Source organism: Saccharibacillus sp. CPCC 101409 (assembly GCF_030518235.1).
In the GTDB taxonomy this organism is placed as follows: Bacteria; Bacillota; Bacilli; order Paenibacillales; family Paenibacillaceae; genus Saccharibacillus.
In genome coordinates, this window is record NZ_JAULSA010000006.1 from 299,941 (window position 1) to 311,731 (window position 11,791).

6 protein-coding genes and 3 CRISPR repeat arrays are annotated in these 11,791 nt (G+C 53.1%); of the genes, 4 read left to right on the forward strand and 2 right to left on the reverse strand.

Translation table 11 applies throughout. From position 1 onward, the window contains the following. Window positions 1-343: 343 nt before the first annotated feature. The 3 genes from QWJ34_RS15615 (at window position 344) to QWJ34_RS15625 (ending at window position 6,339) form a co-directional block, all read left to right on the forward strand. Complete coding sequence (locus QWJ34_RS15615) at window positions 344-1,138, forward strand: formate/nitrite transporter family protein (RefSeq protein WP_302729182.1); 795 nt, start codon at window positions 344-346, stop codon at window positions 1,136-1,138. A 146-nt stretch (window positions 1,139-1,284) separates the two neighbouring features. Continuing rightward, window positions 1,285-2,114: a CRISPR direct-repeat array (repeat unit 32 nt; unit sequence GTTTCAATCCACGCACCCGCACGGGGTGCGAC). A gap of 397 nt (window positions 2,115-2,511) precedes the next feature. Continuing rightward, on the forward strand, window positions 2,512-3,747 hold the full coding sequence (locus QWJ34_RS15620) for an MFS transporter (protein ID WP_302729184.1): 1,236 nt from the start codon (window positions 2,512-2,514) through the stop codon (window positions 3,745-3,747). Between the two features lie 171 nt (window positions 3,748-3,918). After that, window positions 3,919-6,339 carry an ABC transporter ATP-binding protein/permease gene (locus QWJ34_RS15625; protein WP_302729186.1) on the forward strand — a complete coding sequence of 807 codons (2,421 nt, stop codon included), beginning with the start codon at window positions 3,919-3,921 and terminating at the stop codon, window positions 6,337-6,339. Between the two features lie 187 nt (window positions 6,340-6,526). After that, window positions 6,527-7,160: a CRISPR direct-repeat array (repeat unit 32 nt; unit sequence GTTTCAATCCACGCACCCGCACGGGGTGCGAC). Window positions 7,161-7,352: 192 nt separating this feature from the next. Here the strand turns inward: QWJ34_RS15625 and QWJ34_RS15630 are convergent. Together QWJ34_RS15630 and QWJ34_RS15635 are read right to left on the reverse strand one after the other, a co-directional pair. Next, window positions 7,353-8,282, reverse strand: coding sequence for a nucleotidyl transferase AbiEii/AbiGii toxin family protein (locus QWJ34_RS15630; protein WP_302729188.1), 930 nt, complete (start codon window positions 8,280-8,282; stop codon window positions 7,353-7,355). After that, a complete protein-coding gene (locus QWJ34_RS15635) occupies window positions 8,263-8,898 on the reverse strand; it encodes a hypothetical protein (RefSeq protein WP_302729190.1) in 636 nt (211 codons plus the stop codon). The genes QWJ34_RS15630 and QWJ34_RS15635 overlap by 20 nt, the downstream gene beginning before the upstream one ends. Window positions 8,899-9,270: 372 nt before the next feature. Beyond that, window positions 9,271-10,431: a CRISPR direct-repeat array (repeat unit 32 nt; unit sequence GTTTCAATCCACACACCCGCACGGGGTGCGAC). A gap of 300 nt (window positions 10,432-10,731) precedes the next feature. Between QWJ34_RS15635 and QWJ34_RS15640 the strand changes: the two genes are divergently transcribed. Then, window positions 10,732-11,766 carry a DUF6602 domain-containing protein gene (locus tag QWJ34_RS15640; RefSeq protein ID WP_302729192.1) on the forward strand — a complete coding sequence of 345 codons (1,035 nt, stop codon included), beginning with the start codon at window positions 10,732-10,734 and terminating at the stop codon, window positions 11,764-11,766. Window positions 11,767-11,791: the final 25 nt, after the last annotated feature.

Genomic DNA, 11,791 nt, shown 5'->3' on the forward strand with positions numbered 1-11,791 from the left:
GTGGAGAAGCGTTAGCAGTCGCCTTTGAAACCGGGAAGATTCCACTGGAATCTAATCGATCTTCCTGGTTTCAACACGCGATCGGAACGAAATTCCCCCGGCGCTCCCACTACCTTTTCTTTTAACGAGACTTTCCCGCTTTTTGAACCGTCGCACTTGCGGCGGTTTTTCATTATTCAAATTCAAAATAATCCCCTATCCCCATGTCCACCCGCCCCGCAATCCGATAGAATAGGGAAATGATTCAAACGCAAACGGGCGTGTTAAGCATAAAACATCGCAGCATACAGCACCCTATCAGCAGCCCGGGCTTAACAAATCCAGAGGATATGCGGAGGTCGACATGGAAACAGAAGCGTTAAAAAACGTAGAGCTACTCGCACTCAAAAAGCACAAAATCTACAAACAAAGCATCATCCGCTATGTCCTGCGTTCCATCCTGGCCAGTATGTTTATCGGCTTCGGCGTTATCGTCGCGTTCCGAGCGGGCAGTTTTTTCTACCTCGCCGAGTCCCCGATGACCTACCCGATGGCGGCGATCACATTCGGCGCGGCGATCATCCTGATCTCCTACGGCGGCGGCGACTTGTTCACCGGCAACACGTTCTACTACACCTACGCGGCGCTGCGCAAGAAACTGCGCTGGGGCGAAGTGGTCAAGCTGTGGGTGACGAGCTACGTCGGCAACCTGATCGGAGCGGCTTTTTTCGCGGGATTCATCTTCCTGACGGGACTGTTCGCTTCGCCGGATATCAACGGGTTTCTGCTGAACGTAGTCCAGCACAAGATGGAAGCGCCGACCATGCAGCTCTTTTTCCGCGCGATCTTGTGTAACTGGCTCGTCTGCATGGCGTTCTTCGTCCCGATGTTCATGAAGGAAAACGGCGCCAAAATGTTCGCGATGATGCTGTTCGTTTTCTGCTTTTTCATCTCCGGCTACGAGCACAGTATCGCCAATATGTGTACGTTCGCGATCGCGCTCGTCGTCAACCACCCGGCGGAAATCTCGATGGCCGGCGTCGTGCACAACCTCATTCCCGTAACGCTCGGCAACCTGGTCGGCGGCGTGGTGCTGATGGGCTTTATGTACTACGCGGTCAACCTGCCGTTCCTGGAGGAAGAGGACAAGAAGCATTGAGCGGAAGATTCAGATGCTTTGGTAAGATGCTTTGGTAAAAAGAAATGCAGCGAAAAAAGCGAGCCGACGATCGTCGGTTCGCTTTTTTGTGCTGCGAGTTTGGAGGGAGGTGACGTTAACGCCGATTTGAAGCGGACGTAAGAGTAGGTTTGATCTACGCACCCGCACGGGGTGCGACGAAGACGAATTTACCCTTATGTTCAGGCGGATTTTGTTTCAATCCACACACCCGCACGGGGTGCGATCTTGGAACCCGTTGTAATGTTCCCGAGCTTTCCGGTTTCAATCCACGCACCCGCACGGGGTGCGACGGATCAGCGGACGGCGTCGCCATTACACGTCGACCCGTTTCAATCCACGCACCCGCACGGGGTGCGACGGGTGACCTCGGTTTCAAGGCCGCTGAACGTAAGATGTTTCAATCCACGCACCCGCACGGGGTGCGACGTTCAAGCTGCTCTTCGAGCGATGGGTACTTTTCGTTTCAATCCACGCACCCGCACGGGGTGCGACTCACCTGTTTCGACCGGTCGTCTCCGTTACCGAGTGTTTCAATCCACGCACCCGCGCGGGGTGCGACGAGAATCTTCGCCAGCTTCGCCGATCGACGGCTTTGTTTCAATCCACGCACCCGCGCGGGGTGCGACGGAAATACCATTAAGCCATATAACAGGCGCGTTAGGTTTCAATCCACGCACCCGCGCGGGGTGCGACTTTCGCTTCTTTGGATTTCAGCGGGCGAGGCTTCGTTTCAATCCACGCACCCGCGCGGGGTGCGACATCAAGATGAATAACGCCCTGCCGAAGCTGGTTGTTTCAATCCACGCACCCGCACGGGGTGCGACGTCTTTTGAAATCCGGCGGTGTATTCACCGCTACGTTTCAATCCACGCACCCGCACGGGGTGCGACGAAGAACGTCGTGCCATTCCGCGACCGCCTCCTGTTTCAATCCACGCACCCGCACGGGGTGCGACTGTCCCACCTTCAAGCGCTTACCCCGCAAGGCTTTTCGACTTCAAAAGTGCGAACCTCAAAATCAGCGTAAGAGAAACTGGACAAAAAGGCAAACGAAACCGGACAAACCCGCTAACCGTGCGGGGTGCGAACCTCCCGGGGATTTCATGGGCGCTTGGGGTTCGCACTTTTTTACAAGTCCTATCTAACAATCTTCGATACGATTCTATCCTTGCTCGATACGTACATTTAGACATAAAAATAAAATTGACATTCCTATACACCAGGCGTAACATTCAACGGGACTGTATTTACATGCAGCTGCAAGCAATTAAAAATGGCGATTTCGCCTCGATCGTAACGGCACCTCTATTCCGTACTTCGATCCGAAGCTTCTGCCATGAAAGGAAATCTATTTTGAACGATACCCATACCCGATCCTCTGTCCGCGGCAACGCTTCGTTTATGCGGCTGTGGACGGCCCGGATCTTCTCGACGACCGCTTTTCAGATGCTGTCGGTCGCGATCGGCTGGCAGATGTACGCGCTGACCGGCAGCGCATTCCAGCTCGGCTTCGTCGGCCTGGCGCAGTTTCTGCCCATGCTGCTGCTGACGCTGCCCGCCGGACAAACGGCGGACCGCTTCGACCGGCGCACCATCGTCTATATCTGCCAGCTGCTGGAGGCCGTCGTGGTGGTTCTGCTGCTGCTCGGCAGTTTGCGCCATTGGCTCGATCCCGCGCATATTCTCGTGGCTGCGGCTATTCTCGGCGCATGCCGCACGTTCGAAAGCCCGGCTTCCGCCGCGCTTGTGCCCGATCTGGTGGACAAAGAGCAGCTTCCGTACGCCGCGGCCTGGTCCGCTTCCGCCGGACAAACGGCACAGATCGTCGGCCCGTCGCTCGGCGGCGTGCTGGTGGCGATCGGCCCGGCGTATGCGTACTCCGTTTCGCTGGGCGCGCTGCTGCTGTCGGTCGTGCTTGTTTTTGGGGTCAAAGTTGTGCGTTTCGTCAAAAAGAGCGACGCCGTCGGCATGGAATCGTTCCTGAGCGGACTGCGGTTCGTGTTCAAGCGTAAAATCATCCTCGGCACCATCTCGCTCGACCTGTTTGCGGTACTGCTCGGCGGAGCGACGGCGCTGCTGCCGATCTTCGCCGACGATGTGCTTCGCACCGGCCCCTGGGGACTTGGCATCCTTCGTTCCGCTCCGGCGGTCGGCGCGCTTGTTGTCTCGGTGATCCTGACCCGCGTCTCGATGCAGAACTCGATCGGCAAAATGCTGATCGGTTCGCTGGCCGTATTCGCGCTGGCGACCATCCTGTTCGGCGTTTCGACCAACATCTGGCTGTCGCTGTTTGCGCTGCTGCTGATCGGCGCCTCGGACGTGGTCAGCGTCGTGATCCGCTCCACGCTGGTGCAGATCAACACCCCGCAGGAGATGCAGGGACGGGTCAACGCGGTCAATTCGCTGTTTATCGGCACGTCGAACCAGCTCGGCGAGTTTGAATCCGGCACCGTGGCCGGTCTGCTCGGAGCGGTGCCCGCGACGATCATCGGCGGGGCCGGCACGCTGGCCGTGGCCGTGATCTGGATGTTCCTGTTCCCGATGCTGCGGGATTTGAAGACGTATGAAGTCGTGGAGGACGGCAGGTAGGCGCGAAGCAAAAGTCGAAACAGCGGCAGGCCCGATCCGGGAGGACTCGGGCTTTTTTTAACGTTTGTTTAACGTCAGTTTATCTTCTGTTTAACTTGCTCCCGGCTGCCGTTTAACTTTCTCTGCTACCCTAAAGTCAGCCGCTTACGGCAGGAAAGAGGAGGAGCACCCGTGTCGAAGTTGAAATTAACGGATATCAAGAAATCGTATCACAGCGGCGAAGTCGTGCATGCGCTCAAAGGCGTTTCGCTGGAATTCAGGGAAAGCGAGTTCGTATCGATCCTCGGCCCTTCGGGCTGCGGCAAAACGACGCTGCTGAACATTATCGGCGGATTGGACCGGTACAACGACGGCGACCTGATCCTGGGCGGCAAATCGACCCGGCATTTCAAAGACCGCGACTGGGACGCTTACCGCAACCGCTCGATCGGATTCGTTTTTCAAAATTACAATCTTATTCCGCATCAGACCATTTTGCAAAACGTGGAGATTTCCATGACGCTGTCGGGCATCTCCGTATCCGAACGCCGCGAGAAAGCCAGGCGCGCGCTGGAATCGGTGGGACTGGGCGACAAGCTGAACAAAAGACCGAATCAGCTGTCGGGCGGACAAATGCAGCGCGTGGCGATCGCCCGGGCGATCGTGACCGATCCGGATATCATTCTGGCGGACGAACCCACGGGAGCGCTGGACAGCCAGACAAGCGTTCAGGTCATGGAGATTCTCAAAAAGATTTCGCAAACGAAACTCGTGATCATGGTGACGCACAACGCCGATCTGGCGGAAGCCTACAGCAGCCGGATTATCCATCTGCGCGACGGGGAAGTGCTGTCGGACAGCCATCCGCTCCCGCAGGACGCGCTGCTTCCCGATGCTCCGGCAGGCTCTTCGGCAGGCGGGGAGAAGCTGAAATTGGGCAAAACTTCGATGTCGCTGCCGACTGCCGCTTCGCTTTCTTTCCGCAACCTGCTGACCAAGAAAGGCCGGACGCTGATTACGGCATTCGCCGGCAGCATCGGGATTATCGGAGTCGCGCTGGTGCTGGCGCTGTCGAACGGACTATCCAATTATATCGCCAACCTCCAGGCCGAAACGCTGGCCGGATTCCCGCTGACCGTATCGGAAACGGCGCAGCAGATCGAAGCGCCTTCCGGCCCGCCGGACGCGCTGACCGGCGGCGACAGCGGCAGCGGCGAGGAAGAATTTCCGGACGGCGATGTGCTGGTCGCTTACGACAGCGTCGAGAACACCGAGCAGCATACGAACGTGCTGACCCCGGAGTATTTCGATTATGTCGCGAACATCGAAGACGAACTTCCGGGCGCGGTGAATGCCGTATCCTACGGAAGCGGCGTGGACATGAACGTGCTCGCCAAAGGCGGCGGCGAAGTGGTCAAGTTCGAGACGTCCGCTTCCGCGGCGGCTTCGGGAGCCGGCGGCGGAGGGGCCTCGCCCGGGGGATTCGGCGCCGCGCCCTTGTACTGGCAGGAGATTCCGGGCGATGAGTCTTTTATTCTGTCCATGTACGATCTGATCGGGGAAGGCAGCCGTTATCCGTCGGCCGCGAACGAAGTGGCGCTTGTCGTCAATTCCCGAAACGAAGTGGACAAAGCCTTTTTCGACAAAATCGGGATGAGCGGCGAAACCGGCAATTTGAAACTCAGCGACCTGATCGGCCAATCGATCCTGAAAGTCGTGCCCAACGACGAGTATTATTCGCGGGGACAGAACGGTTTGTTCGCTCCCGCCAGCGCGGACGATTACGCCAAGCTGTATGCGGATGCTAATGGGACGGCGTTGAAAGTCACGGGCATTCTGCGGCTCAAAGAAGACGTATCGTCTTCCAGCGGCCTGCTGTCCGAGGGTCTGGCTTATACGCCAGCGCTGACCAAGCGGGTATCCGACGATGCGGCCGGTTCCGCGATCGCGCAGGCGCAGCAAGATTCGGCGCACGATGTCGTGTCCAACGCGCCTTTTGCCGACGACGAGCTGAAACAGCTTCGCATGCAGGCGCTGGGCGCGGATACGACCGCTTCGAGCATCAGTATTTATCCGAAAGACTTTGCCGGCAAAGAGCGGATCAAAGACTATCTGGATGCGTATAACGAAGGCAAAGCGGCCGAAGACCAGATCCATTATACGGACCTGTCCGAGATGATCGGCTCCGTTATCCAAACCGTGCTGGATACGGTCTCGTACGTGCTGACCGGCTTCGCCGCCATCTCGCTGGTGGTATCCACCATCATGATCGGCATCATCACCTACGTGTCCGTGCTGGAACGCACCAAAGAAATCGGTATCCTGCGCAGCATCGGAGCAAGAAAGAAAGATATTTCGAGACTGTTCAACGCGGAAACGCTGATCGTCGGCTTTGTCGCCGGCGCGCTCGGCATCTCGATCGCCTACCTGCTGACGCTCGTTGTCAACCGGGTGATCCTGAGCATACTCGATATCAACAACCTTGCGCAGCTGTCGCCGCTGCACGCCGCGATCCTGGTCGCCGGCAGCATGCTGCTGACACTGATCGCCGGCCTGATCCCGGCCCGGGCGGCTACGAAGAAAGATCCGGTAATCGCTCTGCGGTCGGAGTGAGGGGAATGAACGGAAAAAGATATATTGAACCGAAGCTGGTCTGCGTGCAGACCGGCTTCGGTTTTTGCGGCTTGGATATGTTGGGAGGTGTGGCGGGATGGGGAGGGTGGATTCCGAATCGGGTTTAGTCTAAGGGTCTGGCTTAGAGGAAGGACAGAAGTACTTCTAAATTTTATAGAGTTAAATAGGGTCACTCCATGCACTCGCACGGGGTGCGACCTTTTTGGATGAGGATTGTATTCGGTACGGGAACATGTTTCAATCCACGCACCCGCACGGGGTGCGACAGTACCTGACCGTTCAGATGGACACGATCTCCCGGTTTCAATCCACGCACCCGCACGGGGTGCGACAGAGGGACACACAAAATGAGGAGGAATACAAAATGTTTCAATCCACGCACCCGCACGGGGTGCGACGTATCGCGCTTTCCCCGATTTCGCTTCTTTACGTGTTTCAATCCACGCACCCGCACGGGGTGCGACAAAGCGGCAACTGACGCATCTGCCGCGTGATTTCGTGTTTCAATCCACGCACCCGCACGGGGTGCGACTCGTTGTAGCTGACCTCAATCACCCCGTGATCAGGTTTCAATCCACGCACCCGCACGGGGTGCGACTCCTTAAATGTGGCGTCTACACTGAGGAGCTTGGTTTCAATCCACGCACCCGCACGGGGTGCGACAAAGTTATTTATCCAGCTTATGGCGTTGCCACTATTGTTTCAATCCACGCACCCGCACGGGGTGCGACAGGTCGATGCGGAGCAGCCGGATCATCAGCACGACGAGTTTCAATCCACGCACCCGCACGGGGTGCGACTGTTCCCACTTCGGGCCCTTGCTCCGCAAGGCTTTTAACCTTCAAAAGTGCGAACCTCAAAATCAGCCTATTTAAAACTGGACAAAAACACAAGTTAAACCAGACAAATCCTTACGGGACGTGGGGTGCGAACCTCCCGGGGATTTCATGGGAGCTTGAGGTTCGCACTTTTTTTATCCTTAATGCGCAATGCTATTCATCCGAATCGATGATCCACTCCAGCGCAAGAAAATCGGACAATCCCGCTTTCGCCGTTTCATAAGAGCAGGCTTCAAACAGCAGTGTATTTGTGATTCCAAGATAGTCCGACTTAAAGACATCGCTTTCCAAAATACTACGTAAATTATCGGCCAACGGATATCCGTCAGCCGAAGAAACATTCACGTTTTGCCGAAGTTGTCGTTCCCTGCGTACCTGCTCGAACAGCACCCGAAATTCTTCTTTTTCAAATTGTTGGGTACTCCAAATTCGATGTAAATCGTAAAGGTGTCTGGAATTTCTGGCGAACTTTTTAGAATCGTAATAATCGCAAAGAGCAAAAAGTTTATCGATAAATGTACGGTCGATCCGCTGAACATTCAATTTGAATGGACTGAGACTGTACGTTTCGATCAGTTCGTTTTCCTCTTCTTGATGCAAATATTGAAAGATATAAGAAGAAGCCTCAAGGTGATCGACCGGAAAAGCTTTAATAGGGACATACGTTTCAATCAACAGTTCCCGCCTGACCGATTCCGAGAAAGACGTCACGGGAGCAAAAGCGACTTCATATAGATTATGATCACTCCTTGAACGTATCGAGCCGCTATTTAATAGAGTCAATTCCGCTTGCAAGATGGCCTGCTCGATATTTTGCTTGAAGACCCTTTTATCGTTTTGGGAAGGTTTGCGGTTGACCGCATAATGGATGTCGATGTCTTCGGAGAAACGTTGAATGACCCCGTAACACTTGGACAGCGAGGTCCCGCCTTTGAAAACGACTTGAGGCATTTGCTGAACAAGATTTTTGAGCATAAGCGATACGTAATAGTCTTTTTCAACTTGTTCTTCCGGGATGGACCTTTCTTCCGAAGTAACAGCGATGATTTGTTCGAAAATGTTCCTATCTTTGTGCAATCGCATCGTACAACCCGCTTTCGTAGATTTTGGCTCTTGTTTTAAAAGGATAGCTTTTGAGAATTTCCCGAAGCTGCTTGGAAGAAAGACTGCTGTCTTGCAGGTAATCAAGTACTGCGGAAAGGGTTTGCTCGTTGTTTTTTTCGCTGAACCGATCGGCACTCGATAACAGATCGATGACCTGCAGCAGCTTATAGTTTTCTTCTGTAACAGGAACCCGCGGTTTGCGCAGGATAATAGGGCGTTCTTTGATTTTTTTCAGCCTTTTGATGTTGGTTTCTTTATTCGTTACGATCTCCAGCGTCCCGGCGGTCTGAGTCGTAAGATTCAGTTCATTGGCAAAAGACACGCCGGTACGATACCCAATCGTTGCGCTGTTGTAATAGAGGTATTTTCGTTTTACGACTTTATTGAAACTCAGCGTCTTCTTTTTAAGGACAGAGTTCGGATTGGGAATAAAATAGATGCCGTTATCGTAACGAAGAAGCTTGCCCTGCTCGACCAGACGCTTTAGACGTTGGCGCAGAGCTTCGTCTTTGAGAGCCGTATCGTTGCGAAGCTGTTCTGATAAAATGGGCTCGTCGTATCCGTATTGCGCGATCAGCTCTTGCAGAAAATCCACAGTAACTTCTCCTTTCAAAAAATAACTTTTTAATAATTATAATATATAAAAACGTGACAATAAAGCGAAAGAAGAAACTCCTTGTGCGTTTTTTACAGGAGTTTGGGTGGAGTGCTTTGCGATTGCGTAAATGTAAGGCAACCGCCTGGAATGATTCGAATCATTTCAGGCGGAGACAGGTTTTGATTGGTATATAGATGTGAAGTGTGAAAAGGCTGATGAACTTCATGGCAGAGTCGCTTTAGGTTAAATTTACATTCGCTTGCGGCGCGATTGGCTGCGACGTTGGAGATTGTTTTGTGGGCGTAGTTTAAATCCACGCACCCGCCGGGGTGCGACAGCGACGTAAAACGCGAGTGGGATCGCAACGGCGTTTCAATCCACGCACCCACACGGGGTGCGACGGAGGAAATTAATTAATGAGATATGGTTCACGCGTTTCAATCCACGCACCCGCACGGGGTGCGACTTAACAACAGAGCAAGCCAAATACTACCTGAGAGTTTCAATCCACACACCCGCACGGGGTGCGACGTGAGCGTATTAACGTCGGTAAAAGCTACGTTAAAGTTTCAATCCACACACCCGCACGGGGTGCGACACCCCGAGCCAGCGAGTCGCTTCCTTGATCTGCTGTTTCAATCCACACACCCGCACGGGGTGCGACGCCGACAAGCGCGGCCAGAAGCTGCTGGATGAGCTGTTTCAATCCACACACCCGCACGGGGTGCGACCGGCAAACCTTATGCTTTTATTCAGCTTCACGATCCGTTTCAATCCACACACCCGCACGGGGTGCGACTTGTCAGGACCGGTTTAAAGCTATTCATTCAGGCGTTTCAATCCACACACCCGCACGGGGTGCGACAAGGACACGTTTATAAACCGAACTGTAAATGTCCGTTTCAATCCACACACCCGCACGGGGTGCGACTACTTTTGCTCTCAATGGTTATTCTCAATTGGGAGTTTCAATCCACACACCCGCACGGGGTGCGACTCGTTCCCGGCCGCTATTGCCGCTGCCGGGCTCAAGTTTCAATCCACACACCCGCACGGGGTGCGACGCGGGTGTACGACAATGCGCGGGTTCAACAAAGACGGGTTTCAATCCACACACCCGCACGGGGTGCGACACGTAGGCTTCGGAACAGCCGACTTATACTTTTGTTTCAATCCACACACCCGCACGGGGTGCGACAACACGACATCTCGACCTACCACACGACAGGCGAGTTTCAATCCACACACCCGCACGGGGTGCGACCCAAACCCGCGCCCCGCAAAGGGTTGAAGGTTTGGTTTCAATCCACACACCCGCACGGGGTGCGACCACTCGTATTGCTGATGGCGGCGCTTATCACTGGTTTCAATCCACACACCCGCACGGGGTGCGACATCGCCGCAGAAACAGGCGTTTCGTTCGACTTCATGTTTCAATCCACACACCCGCACGGGGTGCGACCAAGGCGAAGGTGCGCAAGCTGCTGCAGGAAGGATTGTTTCAATCCACACACCCGCACGGGGTGCGACTGTTCCCACTTTCGGCCCTTACCGGGCAAGGCCTTTAACCTTCAAAAGTGCGAACCTCAAAATCAGCCTACTTAAAACTGGACAAAAACGCAAGTTAAACTGGACAAATCCTTATGTGGCGCGGGATGCGAACCTACCAGGGATTTGATGGGAGCTTCAGGTTCGCACTTTTTTTGAGTTTTTGCTTTAGTCACATGACGCCAAAGACAATGTGTAATACAATGGTAAATAGATATCTTTATCTCTTTTATTACATCGAAAAGAAAATAAATAAAGATGAAGTAGTTAGGAGGAGCAGGCATGGCTCAAGATAAGAAAGTATTCAAACGGATTAAAGAGAACTACCGGTACCTTAATCAGATGATGGTCGAGGAGATCGACATTGCTTCAGAACATGGGGGCATTAGCGGCAATTATCGGGAAGAAATGTGGATCAAATTCTTCCGCAGCATCATCCCGATGAAGTATTCCATGGCGCAGGGGGTCATTATCATTGATTCCGAGCAAAACCGTTCCCGTGAAGTCGACATTGCCGTTTACGACGAGGCTTACACGCCTTATGTCTTTCAGTACAACACGCTCAAATTTATCCCTATCGAAGCGGTGGCCGTAGCGATCGAATGCAAAAGTTCAAGCTGGAAGGAAAAAAGTTTAAAAAAATGGGCCTCTGAAATTCGTAAGCTTAAACCAAAGGCATCTGGAATCGCACGAATCGTGACTGGTTATGCAACGGGAATCACCAATGCAACGCAGCAGCGTTCCCGTCCCATTCTTATTCTCGCCAGCAACCTTAGCCGCAAGGACGCTGGTAGTTTGGAGAATATTAAAGAAAAATTAGGCGATAGCTTTGATTTTATTCTTTTGAAAAAGGAGGAAGAAGGACAGCACAGCTTTGAATTGTTTGTAAAACATGAAAACAAGAAGCTAGGCTGGTGGGGGAAAAGGTTGAATGAATTAGAAGGAGTAGAAAAGCCAGAAATAACTGAGGACCATTCTTTACGTGTAATCCCACAACATCTTTCCAAAACGATATGGAACCATACAAAAGAAGAACAAATTCAAAAACATAAAAATCAATTAAGCAAAAGGTATCCAGAAGTGAGCTTTGAATTAATCAAAAACGAAATTGTGAACAGTGATAATCCTGCCAACCCAAAGATCGAACACGACATTGCCATCACTAACACTCTCGCCAACTTAAAAATCGAAAATAACCCGCTCCTTACACTAAACTTTCAGCTCAATCAACTTCTTATGCTCATTAATAATCCTATGCTATTTCCGCATTTCGCTTACGCTAAAGCCTTTAAAGAGATCGCTCAAGAGAAGGAATAGCCCTTAACACACCATCTGAAAAGAG